Genomic DNA, 24,897 nt, shown 5'->3' on the forward strand with positions numbered 1-24,897 from the left:
TTTTTACTAGGCTAACAGCACATAAACTCGCATTTTTCGTCTAATCAATTTTTTTCTTAATATACTAAAATTTCAATTATTTTTATAGAGCGTCATCAATTTATGATTGCTGAATCGAATTAATAAAATAAAATCAAGAAATATTCTAAATTGTGTTGAATATATAAAAAATTATAATAATGATAACAACTGATTAAAAAACGCACACTTTACTATTGAACCCATACTCTCTGCTTAATTTATATTAGTTATTATCTAATCTGATAATGCTAAAAAACACTTATAGTGATTATCCTTTGTTCTCATACTCTTTTTATCACTAATCTAATATGAGTAACAAAGCCCATCTAAATATGACTAATAAGGAAATAAAATGTCTACTGATAACATTTACACCACAAATGCTCAACGCCCATGTATTGTGTTATGTACGACCAATAGCCATGAAAGTGCAATTAAAATAACTCAACATTTGTTAGCTAATCGTTTAGCTGCATGTATTTCTCTACTCCCAGAAATAACATCAGTTTATCTATGGCATGGTAATATCACACAAGATAAGGAGATCTTACTATTGATCAAAACGACTCAAGGAAATCAACTCAATTTATTTAATGAGATAAAAAAAATACACCCATATGAAACCCCAGAACTCATTCGCTTAGACCCAAGCCAAATTGAAGATAATTATCTACAATGGCTGATTAATTCTGTTAAATAATAGATGTTCATCTAAATTGAATAACTAAAACGCTATAAATTGTGAGCTAATGTCGTTTTTGTATAAATTAATTCAACTGGTCGGCTATGGTTTACCGTAAATTAATGTTATATAAATAGGCTCGCTTTATATTTATTTTCCCTCCTTAAATATTTGGAGGTTTTTTTTGTCTAAAATTGACTAGTGCATATTCCTTAAACCCGAAGAAAAAAGTCATAAAAAGCGCAACTAATAAACAACATTACACACTGTTTTATTTAAATTATCATAAAAATTAATCTATTAAAGCCATATAATGAATTCTATATTACCTTAGGCTAATATAAACCTAAGGTAATAATCACGAAATTAACTAAAATGTTGCTTCGACGCCAAGTCTAAACGTTCTTCCTGGGATAGGCATATAAATCACAGTTCCTGGGTCAAATGCATAGCGATTAGTGAGGTTATCAATGTTAAAATTCACATGAATATTTTTCGAAACATGATATTTGCCTAACAAATCGAATGTAGTGGTTGAATATAGCTTAGTTACTGGGGCCGCAGCGGTTCCCACTAGCCACTCATGAGGGTAGTCTTTGCCTGAGTTATAACGAACTCGCAAACCTGTTTGTAATTTTTGGTCAAACATTTTCACCCCAACAACTCCGGTCACAACCTTTTTCGGTGGAATACGTGAAGGCGATAACCCCCAAGCAAACCCAACTGAATTACATGCCGTTGGAAGGCGACCTAACTCCATTTCGTCTCGTGAACATAACTCAGAATTGTTATAAAATGTCGCATCGAAGGAACCAAATGCATAATTAGAATCGTATTTCAGTTCGATTTCATAACCTGAGAGCTTGAAACTATCGTAGTTTTTCATCACGATATAAGGGTGATATACGCCCGTTGGGTTCACTCCTTGAGAGAGATAGCTTTTTATATCATTATTAAAATAAGCCACACGTATTTTAGTTTTATCTTCATCAAATATAAGATTTTCTTTTTCTAAATTCATTCCAACTTCAAATGATTTAGCATGTTCTGGTTTTAATGGAACATCAGGAGAATAAGAGTAGGTTTGCCCTGATGCTGTGGTCTCGAATAAACTCGGTTCTCTATAGCTATCAGAATATTTGGTATAAATATCAAATTCGTCAGTCACATGAAAACGTAGCTCACCCATTAAATCATTTTTCGGACCGTAGCTAATACTTTTACCTAAAACATGGTCATCAACATCAAAAGCGTGAATACGCCACCCGACTAAAGTACTCACCCATTCCCCTTTATATGCCATATTGGTAAAGGCTGATTTATTCGTTCCTTTAGCATTACGCGTTACAGGATCTAACTCCTCACCGGGTATGGTTCCTTCTGGCGTCCAAATCGGTTGATAGGTTTTAGTCAATGGCTTTGATTTTTGTTGCATATATTCCACACCATAAGTGATATCGATAGGATAATCTGCAAACTCAGACGTATTTTCTAAGTTAAAGCCCATTCGTTCATCGGTATAGCGATGCTGATATTGATTACCGTAGTGCGCGGTAACATCATCCGTTGTGCCATTACGTTGTTTAAATTTACCTTTTGTCCACCAAAGGCCTAAATTCATGTCTACCCATAATGAATCGGGTTTATAAGAATAGTTTAAAGAGGCAGTATCAATATCTGCGCTACCTAATGACCACTGCGGCATTTTCCCATCGAATTGGTACCAATACGCCGCTAAAACCTCGCCTGCTTTTTGTTCATGATGTCGGTAATTTAATTCAATACTTGAGTATGGGTTAAGATAAATATTAGTTTTTAATAATGTTGACTGACTTTCATAGCTGGTATTAACGACTTCTTGCCCAGGTTTAATAGGAGCATCTGTATTTGCGTATTTATGATAACCATTTTTACCGGCAAAGAAGTTCCCTTGTTTTCTATCACTATGAGCCAACAAAATGTCAAATTTATCATTTCGATATGCAACCCCAGTCGTGATAGAGCCATTATTAAAATGTGAATTCTTAACACCGTTTGAAACACGATACCCAGACTCGCCTTTTTCATCTGAAGCGATAGTCGGGCGTCGGTTATTATTGTAAATATTCCCCTTAAATAAGAAACCAAATTGGTCACCTTGAGGAATAATACTATTTGCTGATAATGTTTTTAATTTAACCGTACCTCCGATGGCTCCTCCTGAGAATTTACTCATCGAAGCCCCTTTTTCGATCTCAATTGTATCGATTAAATCCATATCCACATAAGTTCTATCTGTACTTCCTTGGTAACCACGCCAAGTGTTGGTTGATTGCAAACTGCCATCAATGATAATGGGGACTCGACCATTACCTTGTAAGCCTCGAATACCGATATCCAGTGCACCCGCTTCATTTCGTGCATTATTAACTTGCAATGAAGTTTCATTGGCAAATATATCTGAATTGGTCGTTCCTCTTACGGTAGAAATATCATTGGCGTCTATTTGCTTGCTATTTGACTTTATTTTGCTGGCTGTGACGAGAAGTTTATCTTTTTGAGTTGTGGTATTGGTTTGATTCGCTAATGCTGTGCTTGAAGAACATATAATAATTAAGCTAATTATGTTTTTATTTTGAAATATCATTTAAGTAATGCCTTCATTAATTAATGATGATTAGATAGACGTGAAGAAATAGCGTATAAAAGATGTGAGGATACATTTTTTATACTTTTCCATTTATGCATTTAAAGTAAATTTAAGTGCTATGCCATAGATGTAACTAGTTCGAAAAACCTTATTTATTGAATGGTTACGTACTCATTTCCCTTGTGAATATTATTAAGCCTTGGAATATACACCAATGATAATAATGATCAAGATCATAATGAATATCATTTGCATTATCATTAATATTATTGGTGTTAATTGACTTACCTTTATTCTTTAATCACATAAAAAAGCGACTGATATGAATATCAATCGCTTTGTATATAAAAATTGCGTGAATAAACTAATCTCGTAATGGCTGTTTTCTCACTGGCCTATCACCTGCAACATAATAATCTGCATCACTTGTGGGTAATGGAGGACGGTTTCGAATTTTATCGGCAATTTTCTCCGCGATCATGATGGTCGTTGCATTTAAATTCCCCGTAATAATCAACGGCATAATCGATGCATCGATAACCCGTAAATTTTCAACACCGTGAACTCGCCCTGCACCATCAACTACCGCCATATCATCATGACCCATTTTACAGGTTCCGCATGGGTGAAAAGCGGTTTCTGCTCTCTCGCGGACAAATGCGTCTAGCTCTTCATCCGTACTAATCTGTTTTCCAGGGCTTATTTCCTCTCCGCGATATGGGTCAAGTGCAGGCTGAGCCATAATTTCACGGGTAATACGAATAGCAGCACGGAACTCTTCCCAATCCTGTTCCGATGACATGTAATTAAACAAAATGCTCGGATGTTGCCTTGGGTCTAAAGATTTTAAGCGAACACGACCTCGACTAGGCGAGCGCATTGAGCCCACATGAGCTTGAAAACCATGCTGATTGACTGCATTACTACCATTGTAGTTAATCGCCACAGGCAAAAAGTGGAATTGAATATTTGGCCATGCAAATTTTTCACTGGTACGAATAAATCCACCGGCTTCAAATTGGTTACTTGCTCCAATTCCGGTACCTTTAAATAGCCATTCGGCACCGATTTTGGGCTGATTAATCCATTTTAATGCAGGATATAATGAAACAGGCTGTTTGCATTCATACTGCAAATACATTTCAAGGTGATCTTGCAGGTTTTGCCCAACACCGGGTAAGACATGGACAGGCGAAATATTAAATTCAGCTAAAACATCTTCAGGCCCCACGCCAGAGCGCTGCAGGATTTGCGGTGACGCAATCGCCCCCGCGCACAATAATACTTCTTTACGGGCTTTCACCACCGTAGGTGCCGTGCTCTGGCCTTGGTAATACTTCACACCAACCGCTTTTTTCCCTTCAAACTCAATGGTATCTGTTGTCGCATGTGTCACAATGGTGATATTTCTTCGCCCTTTCGCTTGGTCCAAATACCCTCTTGCGGTGCTAGCACGTCGCCCTTGTGGTGTGACTGTGCGATCCATCGGACCAAAACCTTCCTGTTGAACCCCATTTAAATCATCTGTTTTTGGATAGCCCGCTTGTACACCAGCTTCCACCATCGCATGGAATAACACATTATTGCCATTCTTCGGTGTGGTCACACTAACGGGACCATCTCCACCGTGGTAATCATTAGGGCCAATATCACGCGTTTCCGCTTTCCTAAAATAAGGTAAACAATCGAGGTAACGCCAGTCTTCTAACCCTGGTGCCTCTGCCCAACCGTCAAAGTCTAGAGCATTCCCTCGGATGTAACACATCCCATTAATCAATGATGAGCCACCAAGCCCCTTTCCACGTCCACACTCCATGCGGCGGTTATTCATATGCGGTTCAGGGTCAGTTTCATAAGCCCAATTATAACGTCGCCCTTGTAATGGGTACGCTAATGCCGCTGGCATTTGTGTGCGAAAGTCGAACCGATAATCCGGTCCACCTGCTTCAAGGAGCAGCACAGTAACATCAGGATCTTCTGTCAGGCGGGTAGCAAGAACGTTACCGGCTGAACCAGCACCGATAATAATATAGTCATAGACCATTGTTATCTCCTCTGTTTCAGTCAAATTAAAATGATGTGATTAAAATACGGATGAAAACTCCCCGAGTTCTACTTGGATAGATTTGATTTGCGTGTAATTTTGTAGCGTCATAATGCCATTTTCACGACCAACGCCGGAATGCTTATATCCGCCCACAGGCATTTGAGCAGGTGATTCACCCCATGTATTAATCCAACAAATTCCTGCTTCTAATTGATGGATAACCCGATGTGCACGCGTTAAATCTTGTGTCACGACCCCAGCTGCAAGCCCATATACGCTATTGTTTGCACGAGCAATCACTTCATCTTCTGATTGATAACTCAAAATACTCATGACAGGACCAAAAATTTCTTCCTGCGTGATCTGCATTTCATCATGGCAATCGGTGAATACCGTTGGTGCAACATACGCACCTTGCGCAAAATCACCTTCCATTAAGCGTTCACCACCACACAATAGTTTCGCGCCTTGCTGTTTACCTAACGCAATATAACGCAATACATTTTCCATATGAGCAAAGCTGACTAATGGCCCAAAGTTAGTATTTTCGTCAACAGGTGAACCTATGTTAATCCGAGCTACACGCTCAATGATCTTGTCTTCAAACTGCGATTTAAGCGATTCAGGAACAAAAACCCTTGTTCCATTGGTACACACTTGGCCTGAACTATAAAAATTCGCCATCATGGCAATATCCGCGGCTTTATCTAAGTCTGCATCATCAAAAATAATGAGAGGTGATTTACCACCTAGTTCCATCGTCACCTCTTTTAATGAAGAGGCTGACGCATTCGCCATCACTTTTTTACCCGTTGCGATCCCCCCTGTGAATGAAACTTTGGCAATATCAGGGTGCTCTGTTAACCATTGGCCCACTTCACCGCCTTGCCCGGTCACCACGTTAAATACTCCTGCAGGCACGCCCGCTTCCGTATAGATTTCAGCTAACTTTAAGGCCGTTAACGAAGTGATTTCACTAGGTTTGAATACCATAGCATTACCAGCTGCCATAGCAGGTGCAGATTTCCATAACGCGATTTGGATGGGGTAATTCCATGCGCCAATCCCTGCCACCACTCCTAGCGGTTCACGACGGGTATAGGCAAACGCGCTATCACGTAGAGGGATCTGCTGCCCTTCTAACATAGGGATTAACCCTGCATAATATTCAAGGACATCCGCTCCTGTAACGATATCTACATAACGAGTTTCAGAAAGTGGTTTCCCCGTATCAAGCGTTTCTAGGTAAGCCAGTTCGTCGTTACGTTCCCGTAAGATATCCACCGCACGGCGTAAAATACGTGAACGTTCTATTGCGGTCATTGCCGCCCATACTTTCTGGCCTTGTTTGGCGCTTTCTACCGCCCATTGGATATCTTCAAGCGTTGCAGACTGCAAATGCGCGATAGTTTCACCATTTGCAGGGTTGACTGCAGGAAATTGCCCGCATTCAGGTTGTGAACTGTCGACATAGCCACCATGAATATAAAGCTTATGTATCGGTGGATGTTGCATATTATCTCCTCTGAATTGGTCATTAGGTTCCGATAACCTCTGCACGTTTCAGTTGCATATCGATATACTCGTTGGTGATCTTGAGTGCATCCTTGACAGGAAATTGCTCATTACTCAAAGCACTCCGTAACCATAAGCCATCAATTAAAGCAGCTAGTCCCTTCGCAGCCATCCGCGCATCCACTTTGCTTAACACTCGCCCAAACTCATAACTTAAATTTGAATACAAACGCCGGTCATTGACCTGCTGTAAACGGTTTAAATTTGGTTGATGCATACTGCTAGCCCAGAAGGCTAACCATGTTTTCATCGCCGCCTCACTGGTTTGCGTTGGGTCGAAGTTACCTTCAACAATCGCTTGAATGCGTAATTTTGGCTCCGCCCCAGCTAACATGCGTAGGCGTATTGCTACCGCAAACCCCAATTGATATTGAATATGGCGCATAGTGGCTTCAAGTAAGCCATTTTTATCACGAAAATAATGACTAATAATTCCTGTAGAAACCCCGGCTTTACGGGCAATTAACACAAAACTGGCTTCCTGCATTCCAACTTCATTAATCACTGCCAACGTGGCTTGGATTAACTGCTGTTTACGTATCGACTGCATTCCTATCTTCGGCATGGTATTTGAACCTAAAAAATACATTGATCCCTTGTATTAAACGTTTTTTTAATTGAATGTTCAATCAATATTAACTATTGTTTACAACAATTCGTTCACAATTAGCATAAAGGAGAGGATAACGAAAATCAAATCTTAGCTGATAAATCAATTAATTAGCTTAGAAAGTAATTTTAACCTGTTAAATAAATAAAATGTGGAACTACCAATGACAACTCAAAATAGTCCAAAAAATAAGCAGAAGGATAAATTGAATTCTGTGGTTTTTTTTACTTCCGCCGGCCTTATTCTGGCGTTTTCTTTTTTCACCATCTTGATGACCGAAACAGCAAATCAGTGGATCGTTGCCGCCCTTGGGTGGGTATCCAAAACCTTTGGTTGGTATTACTTGTTAGCAGCGACGCTGTATATTGTTTTCGTCATTTTCGTTGCCACTTCGCGCTTTGGTAATATCAAGCTCGGCCCCGAGCAATCTAAACCTGAATTTAGCGTACTAAGTTGGTCTGCGATGCTATTCGCCGCAGGAATTGGTATCGATTTAATGTTTTTCTCTGTCGCTGAGCCGGTCACTCAATACATGCTGCCGCCAACGGGTGAAGGCGAAACCATAGAAGCAGCTCGTCAGGCGATGGTGTGGACCCTGTTCCACTATGGCCTAACGGGCTGGTCTATGTATGCCTTAATGGGGATTGCACTGGGTTATTTCAGTTATCGTTATAACTTGCCGTTAACCATTCGCTCCGCACTTTATCCTATTTTTGGCAAACGGATTGACGGCCCGATTGGCCATACCGTGGATATTGCTGCAGTACTAGGGACGATTTTCGGTATCGCAACAACTCTGGGGATCGGTGTTGTTCAGTTAAATTATGGACTCAAAGTATTATTCGATTTACCCCAAGGGCTTCCCGTGCAAAGTGGATTGATTCTGCTGTCGGTGATTATGGCAGTGATCTCCGCTACATCAGGGGTAAATAAAGGTATTCGCGTGTTATCAGAGCTCAATGTGCTTTTGGCACTTGGCTTGATTTTATTTATCTTATTTGTCGGAGATACCGAGTTCTTACTTAATGCCTTAGTACTGAATGTGGGGGACTATGTCAATCGCTTTATGGGGATGACTCTCAACAGCTTTGCCTTTGATCGCCCAACCGATTGGATGAATAGCTGGACGCTGTTTTTCTGGGCTTGGTGGGTCGCATGGTCGCCATTTGTTGGCTTATTCCTCGCGCGTATATCTCGCGGTCGAACGATTAGACAATTTGTGATTGGCACTTTAATTATTCCGTTTGTTTTCACACTATTGTGGTTATCTATTTTTGGTAATAGTGCATTGTATGAAATCATTCACGGTAATAGCGAACTTGCTAAAACCGTGCTCGACGCACCCGAAAAAGGCTTCTATTCACTACTTGAGCTTTACCCCGGCTTTGGCCTAACCGCTTCCGTCGCCACAATTACTGGGTTGTTGTTCTATGTCACCTCAGCGGACTCCGGTTCTTTGGTGTTAGGCAATTTCACCTCAAAACTCAGTGATATTAACAACGATGCGCCCAATTGGTTGCGGATTTTTTGGTCTGTCGCGATTGGTTTACTCACCTTAGGGATGTTAATGACAGATGGCGTCGCTGCGTTACAAAATACGACAGTGATCATGGGCTTACCATTCAGTTTTGTTATCTTCTTTATTATGGCTGGGCTATATAAGTCATTAAAAGTTGAGGACTTTAGACGAGTTAGTTCGTTAAATACCAATGCGCCAGCACCACTGTATGGCAATGGAACACTCAATTGGAAACAGCGTTTGGGACGAGTGATGAATTTCCCTGGAACAACGTATACCCAGCGAATGCTTGATTTAGTCTGTATTCCAGCCATGCAAGAAGTGGCAAAAGAGCTCAGTTTAAGGGGAGCAAAAGTGGAATTTAACACCTTACCACCGATTGCTGATGAGCGATTAGACCATTTAGAGTTAACGGTCGACCTTGGCGAAGAACAAAGCTTTATTTACCAAGTATGGCCTCAGCGCTATTCGGTTCCTGGTTTTACCTATCGCGCACGTTCAGGAAAATCCCATTATTACCGCTTAGAAACTTTCTTATGGGAAGGCTCGCAAGGGAATGATTTAATGGATTACACTAAAGAACAAGTGATCAGTGATATTCTCGACCAATATGAAAAACATATGAATTTCATCCATTTAAGCCGTGAAGCTCCCGGTGCAACCTTAACATTCCCTGAATCTGTATAATATGAACTCTAAGGGGGCTATGCTCCCTTAGAGCCAACACATAAACCAATAATTAATAAGGACGACCTGCTTGCTCCAGCATTTTTTTCATTTGCTCGCGGTCATTCATCCAAGCCATTGAATTAGGGCACCCTGCTCCCGTCGGGTTAACATCACACACATTAAAACGCTGTGGAAACGCGTTTTCATCTGCATTTCGCTGTTCTAACAACGCTTGATAACTTTGTTCTTCTTGAGAAAGTTTCTTTTTGGGATCAAAGACAAACTTTTGTTGTGCCTGTAATTCTTTAATTCCTTGGTAGTTTTTATCAAACTCGCGATCAGCGGGTGACTTTTCTTTAAATGTAAAGTCGCTGGCAAAGCCATAAGAAGTGAAACAAAGAAAAATAATAACAATAATCTTTTTAAACATATCAATTTCCTGCTGTGTCCATAAGCGAATATTATATGTCAGCAGCAACACTGAATGTTGAATAATAATAAGTGAAATTTATAAAAACCTTAATATTCAAATAAGTAATTTACATGAGTTATTAAATCAATTGATTGATACATCGTTGTTATTGACTTATCTGAATACTAAGGGTGTTTTTTCACCAACTATCCCCCACATTAACCCATTAATTTCTGTTACTTTTCAACCTTGTTATCCTCTTCAATTTTGTCCAAGTATATAAGCTCAACTTCAAAACAAATCAGAATAATTAATTAGTTCCATTATGGGTTTATTTTAAATCTGTTGGTTGTTTTTATGGCAATGCGAAGATGAAATATTAATCTCAAAAAGGGTGTTTACACAGCATATGATGATGCAAATGGCAATCTAAGCGTCTCTGCTAATTGGGGTAATACAAATTTGAAAGAAGGCAAAGCGCCAGCTCCTAGATAAAAAGTGGAGGTAGGCGAATAAGCAAATATCAGTATATGATCCGGCTTTCTGAACGCAGTCGACAGCGAATCACTTCCATTTCCATGCTCATAACCGACCTATAACCTATTAGGTTACTAATAATTTTTGTTCTTGTTACAGAGTCAATTTTCTATAAAAGTGACCTTGTCCTATCAATTACACCGTAGAGCATAGGCTAAAATTTCCTTTTATAAATTAATAAACTAAGGGTATACAATGCATAAAACTTATTTTGGTCCTTATATGGATGTCAGTGTTGATGCAACTTGGAATGATTGGCAAAATTACCCAAATGGCAGGCCTAATGCAAAATATAGCCAAGCCGCTATTAAGTATGGGGTAGATATACTGTCTCTTGGTTTTTTAACCGCCACATTAGATAAAAAAGCAGCATGGTCAGCCCAGCCATCCATGCCAATTAGCTGGGCTAAACCTTTGTGTGATGAACTGATTGCTGGCGGTGTTAAAGTTGCTGTTTCATTTGGGGGAGCTGCTAACCAAGATGTTTCATTGGTACAAACACAAGAACAACTCATCAACACCTACCAAGAAGCCATTGATACACTCAATGCCTCACATATTGATTTAGATTTCGAGAATGGTCTGTACGATGCTGATAATGCATTTTATGCCTTAAAAGTCATTGTAGATAATAATCCACAAATCACCCTCAGCTTAACCTTGCCGACTATGCCAACAGGGCTAACCAGCACAGGCTTAGCACTCGTGAAAAAATCGGTTGATGCGGGTTTAATGATGAAGGTTAATGGGATGGCAATGGACTACTACGACCCGAATATCACGAGCCTTGGGGATGCAGCGGTAAAAGCCGCCAATAGCATCAAAAACCAACTAAAACCGCTATATCCAGGGATAGACGATAACGAACTATATAATTATGTACAAATTACACCCATGATTGGTCTCAATGATGACCTCACCATGTTTAACTTTAATGATGTCAATATTCTCGCTGAATTTGCTAAAAATAATGGCCTTAACTTGGTGTCAATGTGGAGCTTAACCCGTGACCGCCCGGGAAATAAACCTTTCCCAGAGGCCATAAGCTCTGGCAACCCAGAACAAACCTATGAATTTGAATATACCGATTTATTTACTCAACAACTTAATTCATAAATAGCCCATATCACCAATATTATGGATATTGGTGATAACCCATTTTCTGTGAAATATTACGCCCGGCTGTTTTCAGTAATTCGACATAATCGCCAATGCGGTGTTCATCAAAACGAATAGTTGGGAATGAAATCGATAACCCTGCAATCACATGGCCTAACCTGTCATACACTGGTACTGCAATGCAGCGCAGGCCTAACTCCTGCTCTTCTCGGTCCTGCGCATAATGGCACTCACGAACTGTGGCTAATTCCGCCAGCAAGTCCTCTAAGGTTAAAATCGTCGTTGCTGTTTTTTGGCTAAAGGTTTCATCTTTCAATGCTAGACGAATCGTTTGTTCATCTTGCCAAGCGAGTAAAATCTTACCGATTGCAGTGCAATATAATGGGTTACGACGCCCAACTCGTGAATACATACGCAAATTATAACTCGAGTCGATTTTATGAATATAAATAATGGCGTCTTCATCTAATGCACCCAAATGCACCGCTTCATTCGTCAGTTGGCCTATATGGCGCATTTCCTTATCTGCAATTTCAATTAAATCAACATACTCGAGGGATTTCGCACCTAATTCGAAGAGCTTCAAGGTCAGTGAATACTTATCTGCCTCACCTTCTTGTTCGACATACCCCAACTGCTTCATCGTTTGCAAAAAACGAAATGTAGTGGCTTTTGACATCAACAAACGTTGGGACAATTCAGATACGCCAATCTCCTTTTGCTCTCCAAGGGCACTAAGAATACTAAATACCTTTACTACCGCTGACACGGCATCCGTTTGTGTTGTCTTATCCATTACCTTTCCATCATCCTATAAATTGCATCCTATAAATTGATAGCAATATTATACCCCAAATTAACGAAACTAACTGATATCACCTAAGTTTGAGTAGCATAATTGTCTCTTCATACAAAAACAAGAACGATGATTCGATATTTTTAAAACGGTGTTTCATTTTTATTGAAATTGGCAATGAAATGCGCTTTAATAGCACTATCAAGTCAGCAATAGTTTACTAATTCGGTGGTGAAAATGAGTGCATATCCGCAAGTTGCCGTTATTGGCGAATGCATGGTTGAGTTGCAAAAATCGGGTGAGCTTTATAAACAAACGTTTGGTGGGGATACACTAAATACCGCACTATACCTGTCTCGTTTAACCAAAGATCACAGTGTGATAACCCGTTACATCACCGGTTTAGGCAAAGACCCATTCAGCCAACAAATGCTAAACAGTTGGCAACAAGAAGGCATCAATACTGAAGAAGTGTTTATTTCAGACAAACATTTGCCCGGGATGTATTTGATCGAAACCGCTGCTGATGGCGAGCGCCGTTTTTTCTATTGGAGAGATAATGCCGCGGCAAAATTTTGGCTTGATGCAGTGTGCCTTGATCAAAACAGCAAAGCCCACACACAGCAAATTCTAAATTCACAACAATTTATCTATTTAAGTGGCATCAGCCTAGCCATTTTGCCTGACGCTTCACGTCAGTTACTATTTGAAATGTTACAACAAGCTAAGCAGAATGGCGCCAAAATTGTATTTGATAATAACTATCGCCCAGCACTTTGGCCATCGAAACAAGCCGCTCAACAAGCATACCAGCAAATTCTCACGTTAACCGAGATCGCTTTTCTGACCTTTGATGACGAACAACTGCTTTACGGTGATATTGATGAAACCGATGCAATTGCCCGTACCCAACAATATGGCGTGAATGAGATTGTGATTAAGCGCGGTGCCGATGCCTGTTTTGTGGTTATTGATAACGAACGCATTGAAGTTCCTGCCAATAAAATAAGCCATGTGGTTGATACCACTGCCGCAGGGGATTCTTTCAGTGCCGGCTACCTTGCTTGCCGTATTTTAGGTGGCAGCCCATGCGAAGCGGCAAAAACAGGTCATTTACTGGCTGGAACCGTCATCCAGCACCGGGGAGCGATTATTCCATCCGAAGCTATGCCAACCACTGCTTTAGAAACATGTTAAGAGGCTTTAACCATGAATCAATTACTTGAAAGAATTAAGAAACTCAATGTTGTTCCTGTTATCACCATTAATAGTGCAGAGCATGGTGCGCCATTAGCAAAAGCCTTAGTGGATAATGGCCTACCATGTGCAGAGGTCACCTTCCGCACCCCGGCCGCGGTACAAGCGATTAAAAATATGCGTGCTGCCTACCCTGAATTACTGATTGCTGCAGGTACCGTATTAACCACAGAGCAAGTTGACCAAGCCATTGAAGCGGGTGTGGATTTTATCGTCAGCCCGGGCTTTAACCCCAAAATTGTCGCCTATTGCCAACAAAAGAACGTGATTATTATTCCTGGTGTGAATAATCCAAGTTTAGTAGAACAAGCCCTTGAATTTAATCTCACCACGTTGAAATTCTTTCCAGCCGAAGCCTCTGGCGGGGTTGCCATGCTCAAAGCACTCAGCGCCGTTTACCCGGTTAAATTTATGCCAACTGGCGGTATTGGTGTGAAAAATATTAAAGAATACACAGCACTACCTTCTGTATTAGTGTGCGGCGGTTCATGGATGGTGCCCAATGACCTTATTGATAGTGAGAACTGGCAAGAGCTTGGTAAGTTAATTGCTGAAGCTGCAACCATTTAATTAACAATAAAAAATCTCGTTGTCGTTATTACGCCCTTACTGGATGGTAAGGGCTTTTTTGTTGTTCGTGTTCATTAAAATATTATTTAATTATTAGCTTTATCAAATTAATCAAAAAATATAATACAATTTACTAATAATTTAGATTTTAGATGTAATTATAACCACCACAAACCCAATTTTAGTTATTAAGGCTCGTGGTGGTGAACAATTAAACTATTAGCTAACTAACCAATAAAACGTTTTAGTTGTAGCCGCAGCATCTCATTTTCACGCTGAAGCCGCTCATTTTGCTCCATCAAGCTCATTGCCATTGCAATTCCCGGCCAGTCAATTTCGAGCTCATGGTAAAGTCGCACTGCCCTTCTCACGATGATCACAGCGTGGTCATCAAATAACCATTCATTAGCAGTTTCAATGGGTTGAACTATCCCAAGGCCGACAATTTCCCGTAATTCCTCTTCCGCAATACCCGTGTGAATACAGAAATCAATAACGGTTAATGATGTGAACTGTTCCATTATTTGCCTCCCCAATTTTTACGTGGGTCAAAACTCTGCTGAGTCTCCGCCAATTTCTGCCACAGCGCATCCGCTTCTGCATTACTGCTATTTGGCATCACGATTTTTATAATCGCATACAAATCCCCTGCTGTACCTTTATGTTTCAGTCCTTTACCTTTAATACGTAATTTTTGTCCGGCTTGGCTATTAGCAGGAACAGTGATCACAATTGGGTCTTTTAATGTTGGAATGGTGACTTTAGTTCCGAGGGCTGCCTCCCATGGAGCAAGCGGCACGACCACTTCTAAATCATGGCCTTTGATATCAAATAATGGGTGTGGTGCAATGCGGATGGTTATCCACAAATCGCCATTTTCACCGCCATTTTCCCCCGCAGTGCCTTGCCCTTTTAAACGGATGCGTTGCCCGTCAATCACGCCTGCTGGGATAGTGACATTAAGTGTTTTGGGAACTTCATTTTCGATAAAACCAAAAGCGTTATAGACCGGTAGGTTATAACTGATGGTACGCTTATGCGACTCTTGACTTTCTTCAAGGAAAATAGCCAATTCAACTTCTAAATCCTGCCCACGATGACTGCGCGCCTGTCTTGTGCTGCCACCCCGTGCTCGTTGAGAAAACATCGATGAAAAAATGTCATCAAAGCCGCCTGCATCAAACCCTTGCTGGGAATAGGTGTGGCTCTGTTGGCCTTGGTTAGCTTGGTTAAAATAAGGATCATTCCTGTGTTCCCACATTTCATCGTATTCTGCGCGTTTTTCTTTGTCACCAAGTACCGCCCATGCCTCTGCAATTTCTTTAAAGCGCGCTTCGGCATCCGGTTCTTTACTAACGTCAGGATGATATTTTCGCGCTAAACGGCGATACGCAGTCTTAATGGTTTTTAAATCATCAGTGCGTTTAACACCCATGATGCTGTAATAATCCTTTAGTTCCATAGTCATATCTCGTTCACTTGTCTGTTGAATAGAATTCTTATGGTATTTACCCAGTTGGGCTAAACATCACAACTACCTTGAATTTAACTTAGGACATTTACGCAGTAATTGGAATAGCTAGGCTATGATAAAATTCCACAAAAAACAGGAAATTTACGTTATTTCAGGCTAAACCTATAAGAGTGTCGTTTGATTACAAAGGGAACTCTATGGATGCTATTGCCAGTCGCCTGAACTATAAAGTCAATTTTGCCATCTCTATTGAGGATTTTATTCGGTTAATTCGCCAGTCTCCATTTAAAGAAATAGTGCCAACCGATAATCTTACCCAATTAGATGCGATGCTGAATAATGCGGATTTATTGGTTAGTGCATGGGATGGCGAGCAGGTGGTAGGGTTTGTCCGCACAGTAACGGATTTTAGTTCTTGTTGTTATATCTGCGAACTGGCCGTTGATGCGCATTATCAAAAACACGGCATCGACCGCCAATTAATGCGCCTCGCCGCTGAAGAGCTCCCCGCCGACTGCCAGATTTTATTTTTTTCCACCGACAGTAACCTCACCGAATATTTAAAACTGGGCTTCACCCAATCCCCAAGAGCGTGGCATACCACGGCAGAGAACTATTTGGCTAGATCGACAGAACTGGATGAATAATAGAAAGTAACATCGTTAAAAGCGTAGAAATATAGTAGAAAAAACAAATTTAAATGAGCTTTAAAATACCCCTCTGCGTATGCTCTAAATAATTCGTATTGTGGGTAGGAAGCCGGAGCAGACATAAGTCTAGAAAGCAGCGATGTGCTTGAAGTATAAAAAACTTAAATATCAACAGCCTAACCAATTCATCCTATAATAGAAAAAACAAATTTAAATAAGTTTTAAAAGTACTCAATACTGATGCTCTAAATAATTCGTGCTACAGCTAGGCGGCAAGCTAGTTTAGCCCTAGGAGCATACACAAGTATGTGACTAGGGTGAACTAGTGAAGCCAACAACGCTGTGGTGCGAAGTATGACGAGCATCTATCTGAGGCGGCCGCGGAGACGCTTAATAGCCTGACTATGCAGCTGACTCACCCTTGACTCCCCCACATCCAACACCGCGCCGATCTCTTTGAGATTCAGCTCTTCTTGGTAATACAGTGTCAGCACCATTTTTTCGCGTTCTGGTAATTGATTAATCGCCGCCGCGATTTGGTCACGTAGGCTAGAATCCAGCAACAAACTCAGCGGGTTGCCGCCATCGTCTTCATCCATTTGCGGTTCACAGCTTTCCCCGTGAATTTCATGCCACTCATCGTAGGAAAACAGTTGGCTATTATTGGTGTCTAGTAACGCTTGGCGATACTCCGCAAGGTCGATATCCAACGCTTTGGCGATTTCCGGCTCGGTGGCGCTGCGCCCTAACGATTGCTCCAGCACACCAATGGCTTTGGTCATTTCTCGTGCTTGGCGGCGCACACTGCGCGGCACCCAGTCACGGCTACGCAATTCATCTAACATCGAACCACGAATTCGCTGCACTGCATACGTGGCAAACGATGCCCCTTGGGTAACATCGAAACGTTCCAATGCATGCAGTAAACCAATGCCCCCCGCTTGAATTAAGTCGTCGATATCAACACTGGCGGGTAGTCTGACTTGCAGTTTCAGGGCTTCATGGCGTATTAGAGGGTAATAACGCTCCCATAGGCTATTTTTATTAATCACACCTTCGGCAGTATACAAATCACTCACAACCTGAATCACCCTTCAAGCTTTATAAAAGGTATTCATTATCTGTGTTGGTTTTGAATTCAATCCGTAGAGTAAGGCACTAAATGTGGCTTTATTTGCCTTATCCTAAATAGGTCAAATTTGAATGATTACCAGGTTAATGATTGTTTTAACACAATTTTCAGAGGATTTTACTGGTAATACAAGTGGGAGTGGTTGTTTTGTTGAGTTGTGATTGTGTCATCATATTGCAATTTTGGGCTTTAGACTTTGCTATTGATTGTCGATTTAGCTAACCTCCTTTAAAACAAATGAAGTCATCGATGAACTACAAGCTCCTAAGCATACCAAAGCTGGTTTTATTACTTTTTGTTAACGACAAGACAGCTCTGTTTATCCACTTCGTTAAACAGCTCAATTCAATGGTTATCACACCGTATAGTGGCCACTTATTTTGGTGTGAGTTTTTAAAGTATGAACAACAACCTTAGTCTTAGTGTGTAAGGCTCTGGCAGTATCACGTTTACATCAACTTTGGCTAAGAATAATTCTCCGGCAAATAACCTTATTTTACAGACTATTCACCGGATTAAATACATGACCAATTAAGCAGTAAAAATTCTGATGCGGTATATAACAATATACTATAAACAGACCTAACTCATTTTTTCGAAATAATTTTCGATATCCTTATGGGTATCCTTTAATTTCATATCGAAAAGTTCATCTTGATGATTATTTAATTGAAATCTTACTTCACTAAAAAAGTCACCAAAATCAAAGTCTAAGACAAAAAGAATACTTAATAATGTATCTACCGAAATGCGACTTTTACCACACTCATACCGTGAATAATGCTGTTGTGAAATCCCCAATTGCTTGGCAACCTTTGCACCAGAAAGCCCTTTTCCTTTACGAATACGCCTAAGTTCCTTACCTATTATGGATGAATAAATATTATTTTCTGGTTTGCTACCTTCATCTACATTTTTCATATTTTAGATATCTCCCTACACCTGAACAGTAAAATCAAGTTATTGACTCTCGTTCCAGCTGATAGATAAAACATTACTCCTTATGAGTTACTTTTATTATATCGTCATTTGAATTTTTAAATCCGTAACGGCTTAAAGGTGAAATTACCAATTCTTGCGCCTTACTTTTCACGTCAATGGTTTTACTTTCATTCGGTCTTAAATAAAATTGCTCAATTGAATAAGCCTCATTGCTCGGCAACACCTTCACAGATGGAGATAAACGAACAACTTGGTTACCTATATTAGTCAACGTCAGTTGGTTATTTTTTTGGTTAACCGTAATATTTTTCCAAGGTGTTTGGCTTAATAAACCATTAGATGGTGTAATTAACATTGCTACATCTTGACGAATCGGCATTTTTGCAGAGTTTTGCTTAACGGCTCCGACACCTTGGAAAGAAACACGTAAAATTTCCTCTTGTTTTAAATCTAAACCTTTCTTTAAAACAAAATTAATTTGTTGGCTTTCATTCGGTTCAATACGCACAATTGGTGGAGATACCATTACCTCTTTTGCCATTGGCTTTGAACCATCCAGATCAGAAACCTTCGTCGATAGTAAGATAGGCTCTTTCGATGTGTTTTTTACGCTAAAGACTTTACGTTCTTCATCCGCATCTAAAATAACGGTCATTGTTTCTAATTGGAAACTTGCTTTAGCAGACATGCTAACTAAACTAATTAAACCTAAAATTGTTGCATAAATTAACTTTTTCATCAAAACCTCAAACTTGTATTTGATACTACTAAGATTAATGGCAGATAGCATCTGCCTCTTCATAAAGTGATTCAGCGGAAAACTCTTTCGGTACAATATATTTAATAATGCAATCATCGGTGTTAGGTGAACGCAAAATAATGTCATCGCCAATTTGCTCATTACTTAATAATAGATTCCCTTCCCCCATGATAACCCCCATATAGTCACCTCTTTTATTTAGTACACTGGCGCCAAAAGGAACGGCATCACCATTCGCCATTTTGATACTCAGTAATAATTGCTTCATCGTCGTTGCATTAATACGCTTAGTAATGACTGAACCTCTTGCGGCCGCCACATCAAATGAAGTGGTATCTAACCGCACATTCAATGGCAATTTCTCTGTATTTAATTGCACTGACGATTTTTGGTTTCTCGGCAAGGATGAGATAGCCGCAGTACCAAAATGATTCGTTATCGTTGTTCCACTTCCCATGGTATTCACTCTAACACCGGGCTCATTAGGAACATAAACGATACCAAAAGTGTCTCCTAACGGGACTGAGGACGTTGCCAACAATCCATCTGAGTACGCCAATCCACCAGATGCTGCTACTGTGACTGAATGTGTATTATTCTGAGACATAGAGCCATTCAACGAAATATTGCTATACGCGTTAGAATTATTAATACTTCCATTGACAATATTAACGCCATCATTACGACTAGCGCCGACCGAATACCTTAAATTATCACTGACTTGCTGATTATAATTTGCCATTACCCGGTTTTTATCTTGATAGTACTGGCTTTGCATGCTAATACTTTTTTTCTTACCTAGCGGCATTGATGCATTAATAAATATTCGGCTATCTTGGTCATCGCCAGCTTGATAATTCACATTCAAAGATACATCAGCTATTTTTCTGCCATAACCGATAGAATAAAAAATCGTATCGGATTTATTGCCATAAAAATGGCTATGGTTGACATTAGCACTCAAGCGGCCCCATGTAACATCTCCCCAACTGGCAAATAATGAGGACGATGTCTGTACTTCCCCACTAAGCCATCCATCCGTTTCTTGTTGTTCGTCCTGAGCTATCGGCTTTTTTAATAATGAGCTATCCAACATAGGAAACTTATTTGTTCGATATAAAGCAGAAGCACCTAATGTCATTTTTTCAAACGCTATATTGCTATTGAAATCAATTTGATCCCCACGCTTTTCATTATTACGAGCACTTTGCACGCCAATACCTGTAGAAATGGGCGTAGCAATATCAAAATACGAATTCAGTCGCCCACTCACCGCCTGAAATTGATCTGAATAAAGAACCCCCGCGGCATAATTTGACATACCGTGTTGCTGACTTATCTCCGCACTACTAATAATCGGCTTTTTCGTTTGCTGATCATTTCGGCTACGATATCGCCCAATTGCCAACTGATAACTCATTGGTGAAACAGCATTTTGTTGGTTTGCCGTTATTACCTGAAACTGTTGCTTTTCACCATTATCTTGTATCACCGTAATATCTAACGGCGAGCCAATCACCACATTGTTAATGCGGTTTAACTCGAAAGCCCCCGCAGGTATCATCGTGCGGTATAACAATCGGCCATTTTGCTGTACTTCAACCGTTGACGGTGTACTGGCAAACCCAGTTACTGGAACAACTAAAGCATTCGTCGTTTGCAAAGAACTGTCTGAATAAAGTTGAACACCATCAATCGAGGTTCCACCAAAAAACGCACCTTGGGTATTAAGCTGACCAATATCTAACAAAGAGTGTAAAGGCTCTATACTCTTTGACAGCACTGTTTCATTAAATTGATATTGAGAATCTGAGCCTCCAACAGAGACACTGCTGTTATTTCTCAAAACCCAATTTTGCCAATTAACCCCTGTTTCGAATTCGCCTTGGTAAAAACGTTGGCTGTAATTTCCGCTAATATTCATACCATATAATTGGTAATTACTGACAACACCAAATCCACCGTAAGTTAATTCACTGCCTTGCAGTTTTTGGTCAATATTTTCTTCAGAAACCACCATGTCGATGCGATATGAGCTAGGATATAATGCAATCTTTGCATCTGGATAGACCTGCTTGAAAGTATTGCACCCATTAACTAGGTTAACCTTTTTTAATCTCAGCCTATTCATCAATCCATCAGTAAGGCATAGCTCACCGCTTTCATTAATTTCAACATTCGCAGTATATTCATTACCGCCATTTAATTTTATGGTGACATCATGGTGACCAGGTAAAAATTGATTACCCTTCATAAAAAACTCTGCAACTTCTGGTCCATATCCTAGTGATTTTAAAGAGTCGATATCAAAATTAATTGTCGATGGTGTTTCACTCTTTGTTGTTTCAGATGCAACGGAATTATTTACATGCAGTACGATAAAAATTAAAAATAGCTGGTAATAAGAAAAATTGTTTTTCTTATACATTAATATTTTTATTTCCAATATAAATTATTAAAAATTAAAACTATATTCCAAATGAAAATATAATATCTGCACTCCCATCTAATTCCATTGCCTCAATAATTGGACCGTTTGTCTCTTTAAGGTTATTTAAGATAGGTTTCACCGCAATATTTACAGAGAAATTTTTCCCACTAGATAATACATTTTCATTTGTAAACCATGCATATTGTTTGTTTTTTAATACCGCCTCCCCTTGAGTTGGCAGAAATCCCCCAACACCTTCCAAGATTCGAATTCCGACAGATTGCCCATCAACTTTAGGCTGATTAAGAATGAGCTGATAGTTACCTAGTCGCCCTTGGTTATTTACTTTACCTAACCCAAAGTAGCTTTCATTTCCCATCTGCGACGTATCACTTCGATTATCAGAAAACTGGACAAGTAACTGAGTCGGAGTATTACAGGAAACTTGCCATATTTTCGAAATCTGCAGAATTTCGGTCGTCTTAACTAAATTAAACTGGCGGGCATGCAATTGATTAAACTGGTATTGCCCGCCATCAGGAATAACGATGTCACACGTAGGAGGTGATTCAACCTGTTCAATAATATTTCTACTTGAGAAAGTATGCGAATATACAGCCTCACTAAAAAATAGACTACAAAATGTGTATAATAATGTAGCTTTAGCTGATTGAGTAATAAATAAACGCATACGTTCTCCTAAATCACTTTTGACTAACGCTTAATTAGATACCGAAGTTAAAAGCCAGCACAGCTTCTGCCTGATAATCAACATTAGAAGTTAAATCGATACCTGCTGAAGTTAATTGATTGATTGAGCTAATATAAACGCTGTTTGTTAAAAAATCCGCAGAAAATACTTTTCCTGCTGTTAATTTATTAGCAAATACTGATGAGCTTTTTGTGCCAAAACCATTAAGTATTTTTTTACGCATGACAATATTATTTGCTGTAAAACCATCACTTGCAATAAAAGCCGTTTTAGAATCAATAGTGATATCAGAAACAGTAAACATAACTGCCCCAACTGATTTATCTGGGTTATCTGAATACACCATAAAAAAATAATCATCAGTATATCCTAAAGACCACGGCGTATTTTGATATGTATCAGTTGTACGATATGTTAAATATGTCTCTGCATCGCAAATAACAGTAACGTTCTTTCTTACTGGTGACTGTAATATTGTATAGGATGTTTGATTCAAATATCTAGGTGACGTTTTTGCTAGTTCAAAAATAATATCCGATTGCTCATTACCATTAATTAAACACGTTGGCATTTTAACGACACCAGATACTTTTATATTTGCAGTTGTCTGTGAAAATACAACAGGAGACATTAATACTGATGATAATATTAAGGTCGTAACTTTTTTAATCATGAAAATATCCCATAATGAATAGATATAACAATATATCTATTCATCTTAATAATGAGTTTACAGTGAGAAGGCGAAAGCTAATGTTGCATAACCATCTAAATTAGCATCACCTGAACTGGTTTTCAGATCAGCGCTTAGGATTGGTCTAACATCAATATCAGCGGAGAAAATTTGTCCTGCTCTTAATGTGCTAGCTGACGTTGCCCAAGCCATTTTCTTCGTTTTATCAACAGCTAATGATGATGCATAAGATGTACCATTTGAAACACCAACAGTTTGAGCTGTGCTTGAGGCATCCTGTTTCACTGTTGCATTCTTCATAGTAATTGTATAGTAACCAACTTTTTTATCCGTATCAAACAGACCTAAACCAAAGTTATATACGCCAGCTGTTAATACAGAACTCGCACGGTTATCTGTAGAAGAGAATGTTAAATAGGTCGAAGCATCACAAACTACTTCAATATTATTTGTTTTTGCATCAAGCGTTAAATTACCAGAAACAGGGAACATTCCCGGAGAAACATCAAATACATATTCTAAATCAACTTCATTTTGACCTTTAACAGTACATGTTGGTGGCGTAATTGATCCTGTTACTTTTAAATTAGCAACTGGGGCCGCTGCTAATGTAGCTCCTGAAATAGAAATTAAAGATAATGCAATTATAGCTTTCTTAAACATGAAATAAATCCTATAAAATAAAGAAAAATAAAATTTAAAAAAACAAAACCCTTATCTCAGAATTTTAAAAAAAAATTCTAAAAATAATACGCTAGATACTTAGCTAGTTTTATTTATTTTTAATATCGATTTATCACTAATGTATTCCATCAGACTAATTAATTCGATGGGCTTATTATAAGCATATATTTTCAGGATTTAAATTGGTCTAAATAAGATAAATAACTTAAATTTACTTTATTACAAAATATTTCCTTATGTTTCATCATAAAAAACAAATGAATAAACCGTATTGCTCTTTTTTTGATTATCTCATAAATGTATATAAACCTAAAACAATCCAAAAAGGAATGAAAATATAGTTAAATATGCCAAATATTCTTATAACGTCACCTTTATCAGAGGCAAATTACATTTTAACTCATATGGAAAGTAAAACTAGAGTGATTAGAAATAACAAAAAAGACGAGGAATAATATAATATCAATATAAATCAATGCATTAAGTAGAATGACATTCATAGACCAGTTTAAATGTATTAATAGGTATTATAAAGGAGATATGCAAATCGATTAAACTCAATAAAAATTACAGCTAGTTTTTTACGCATATAATGAATTGCAGTGATTAGCTAAACTAAATTCTTTCTTGAATCGACTTATTTAGTGCCTACATATAGTGCATAGTCATACAGACTATTCGCAAAATTGAATACATCACCGATTTTCTAGTCAACTACACTCTTATTATTATTTCGTTTATTCTGCTATCAAATATATTAATTTATGCCTGTGCCAAAACGAGTACTAGAAACCATACAGAACTTACCTGAAAATACCAAAGTCTGACCTAACTGAATCCCTTATATAATTTAAGTTGTAGGTAGATGACAAGCTAGGTTATCGCAATGAGTGTACATAGGTACGTGATTCGGGTGACCGACTGAAGGCAACCCCCTGTAGTGCAAAATATGACGGGCAAAGAAAAGGCCAGCAA

At 39.1% G+C, this 24,897-nt stretch carries 21 protein-coding genes; 6 read left to right on the forward strand and 15 right to left on the reverse strand.

Going from position 1 to position 24,897, the window contains the following annotated elements; translation table 11 throughout:
• The first annotated feature begins 373 nt into the window (after nt 1-373).
• Nucleotides 374-721, forward strand: coding sequence for a divalent-cation tolerance protein CutA (gene cutA / locus PR725_RS09185; protein WP_004910033.1), 348 nt, complete (start codon nt 374-376; stop codon nt 719-721).
• A gap of 352 nt (nt 722-1,073) precedes the next feature.
• On the opposite strand, the gene PR725_RS09190 is transcribed toward cutA, so the two are convergent.
• From PR725_RS09190 to betI, 4 genes are all read right to left on the reverse strand, one after another.
• Nucleotides 1,074-3,329, reverse strand: coding sequence for a TonB-dependent receptor domain-containing protein (locus tag PR725_RS09190; RefSeq protein WP_109911187.1), 2,256 nt, complete (start codon nt 3,327-3,329; stop codon nt 1,074-1,076).
• 367 nt (nt 3,330-3,696) lie between these two features.
• Nucleotides 3,697-5,376 carry a choline dehydrogenase gene (gene betA / locus PR725_RS09195; RefSeq protein ID WP_272568638.1) on the reverse strand — a complete coding sequence of 560 codons (1,680 nt, stop codon included), beginning with the start codon at nt 5,374-5,376 and terminating at the stop codon, nt 3,697-3,699.
• 39 nt (nt 5,377-5,415) lie between these two features.
• On the reverse strand, nt 5,416-6,894 hold the full coding sequence (betB, locus tag PR725_RS09200) for a betaine-aldehyde dehydrogenase (RefSeq protein ID WP_272568642.1): 1,479 nt from the start codon (nt 6,892-6,894) through the stop codon (nt 5,416-5,418).
• Nucleotides 6,895-6,916: 22 nt separating this feature from the next.
• A complete protein-coding gene (gene betI, locus PR725_RS09205) occupies nt 6,917-7,519 on the reverse strand; it encodes a transcriptional regulator BetI (protein WP_164528940.1) in 603 nt (200 codons plus the stop codon).
• A gap of 208 nt (nt 7,520-7,727) precedes the next feature.
• Between betI and PR725_RS09210 the strand changes: the two genes are divergently transcribed.
• Nucleotides 7,728-9,770 carry a choline transporter gene (locus PR725_RS09210; RefSeq protein ID WP_272568644.1) on the forward strand — a complete coding sequence of 681 codons (2,043 nt, stop codon included), beginning with the start codon at nt 7,728-7,730 and terminating at the stop codon, nt 9,768-9,770.
• A 52-nt stretch (nt 9,771-9,822) separates the two neighbouring features.
• Here the strand turns inward: PR725_RS09210 and PR725_RS09215 are convergent, their stop codons facing one another.
• Complete coding sequence (locus PR725_RS09215) at nt 9,823-10,182, reverse strand: hypothetical protein (protein WP_272568646.1); 360 nt, start codon at nt 10,180-10,182, stop codon at nt 9,823-9,825.
• 714 nt (nt 10,183-10,896) lie between these two features.
• Here PR725_RS09215 and PR725_RS09220 point away from each other — a divergent pair.
• On the forward strand, nt 10,897-11,817 hold the full coding sequence (locus tag PR725_RS09220; protein WP_109911183.1) for a chitinase: 921 nt from the start codon (nt 10,897-10,899) through the stop codon (nt 11,815-11,817).
• A gap of 19 nt (nt 11,818-11,836) precedes the next feature.
• Here PR725_RS09220 and kdgR read toward each other — a convergent pair whose 3' ends face one another.
• Nucleotides 11,837-12,616 (reverse strand): DNA-binding transcriptional regulator KdgR, encoded by a 780-nt coding sequence (gene kdgR / locus PR725_RS09225; RefSeq protein WP_109911182.1) that lies wholly within the window; start codon nt 12,614-12,616, stop codon nt 11,837-11,839.
• Between the two features lie 237 nt (nt 12,617-12,853).
• Between kdgR and PR725_RS09230 the strand changes: the two genes are divergently transcribed.
• The gene (locus PR725_RS09230; protein ID WP_109911181.1) at nt 12,854-13,813 is read left to right on the forward strand and encodes a sugar kinase; all 960 of its coding nucleotides are present in this window, start codon (nt 12,854-12,856) and stop codon (nt 13,811-13,813) included.
• A gap of 12 nt (nt 13,814-13,825) precedes the next feature.
• Nucleotides 13,826-14,443, forward strand: a complete 618-nt coding sequence (locus PR725_RS09235) for a bifunctional 4-hydroxy-2-oxoglutarate aldolase/2-dehydro-3-deoxy-phosphogluconate aldolase (protein ID WP_004910004.1) — start codon at nt 13,826-13,828, stop codon at nt 14,441-14,443.
• Between the two features lie 227 nt (nt 14,444-14,670).
• Here PR725_RS09235 and PR725_RS09240 read toward each other — a convergent pair whose 3' ends face one another.
• Together PR725_RS09240 and cbpA are read right to left on the reverse strand one after the other, a co-directional pair.
• Complete coding sequence (locus PR725_RS09240; RefSeq protein WP_004910002.1) at nt 14,671-14,964, reverse strand: chaperone modulator CbpM; 294 nt, start codon at nt 14,962-14,964, stop codon at nt 14,671-14,673.
• Entirely contained in the window at nt 14,964-15,905 is a 942-nt protein-coding gene (gene cbpA / locus PR725_RS09245) for a curved DNA-binding protein (RefSeq protein WP_123382179.1), read from the reverse strand. The genes PR725_RS09240 and cbpA overlap by 1 nt, the downstream gene beginning before the upstream one ends.
• A gap of 182 nt (nt 15,906-16,087) precedes the next feature.
• Between cbpA and PR725_RS09250 the strand changes: the two genes are divergently transcribed.
• Nucleotides 16,088-16,564: a GNAT family N-acetyltransferase gene (locus PR725_RS09250; protein WP_272568654.1), complete on the forward strand. Its 477-nt coding sequence runs from the start codon at nt 16,088-16,090 to the stop codon at nt 16,562-16,564.
• A gap of 368 nt (nt 16,565-16,932) precedes the next feature.
• Here PR725_RS09250 and PR725_RS09255 read toward each other — a convergent pair whose 3' ends face one another.
• The 7 genes from PR725_RS09255 to PR725_RS09285 form a co-directional block, all read right to left on the reverse strand.
• Nucleotides 16,933-17,646 carry an RNA polymerase sigma factor FliA gene (locus PR725_RS09255; RefSeq protein WP_109911178.1) on the reverse strand — a complete coding sequence of 238 codons (714 nt, stop codon included), beginning with the start codon at nt 17,644-17,646 and terminating at the stop codon, nt 16,933-16,935.
• Between the two features lie 635 nt (nt 17,647-18,281).
• Nucleotides 18,282-18,620 (reverse strand): helix-turn-helix domain-containing protein, encoded by a 339-nt coding sequence (locus PR725_RS09260; protein ID WP_004909988.1) that lies wholly within the window; start codon nt 18,618-18,620, stop codon nt 18,282-18,284.
• Between the two features lie 73 nt (nt 18,621-18,693).
• Nucleotides 18,694-19,380, reverse strand: a complete 687-nt coding sequence (locus PR725_RS09265; protein ID WP_042851796.1) for a fimbria/pilus chaperone family protein — start codon at nt 19,378-19,380, stop codon at nt 18,694-18,696.
• A gap of 34 nt (nt 19,381-19,414) precedes the next feature.
• Complete coding sequence (locus PR725_RS09270; RefSeq protein WP_117162042.1) at nt 19,415-21,829, reverse strand: fimbria/pilus outer membrane usher protein; 2,415 nt, start codon at nt 21,827-21,829, stop codon at nt 19,415-19,417.
• Between the two features lie 40 nt (nt 21,830-21,869).
• Entirely contained in the window at nt 21,870-22,523 is a 654-nt protein-coding gene (locus tag PR725_RS09275) for a hypothetical protein (protein ID WP_272568659.1), read from the reverse strand.
• 34 nt (nt 22,524-22,557) lie between these two features.
• Nucleotides 22,558-23,217, reverse strand: coding sequence for a hypothetical protein (locus tag PR725_RS09280; protein ID WP_004909978.1), 660 nt, complete (start codon nt 23,215-23,217; stop codon nt 22,558-22,560).
• Between the two features lie 57 nt (nt 23,218-23,274).
• The gene (locus PR725_RS09285; RefSeq protein WP_004909976.1) at nt 23,275-23,901 is read right to left on the reverse strand and encodes a hypothetical protein; all 627 of its coding nucleotides are present in this window, start codon (nt 23,899-23,901) and stop codon (nt 23,275-23,277) included.
• Nucleotides 23,902-24,897 lie beyond the last annotated feature (996 nt).

It is taken from the genome of Providencia sp. PROV255, assembly GCF_028478065.1.
GTDB lineage: Bacteria > Pseudomonadota > Gammaproteobacteria > Enterobacterales > Enterobacteriaceae > Providencia > Providencia rettgeri.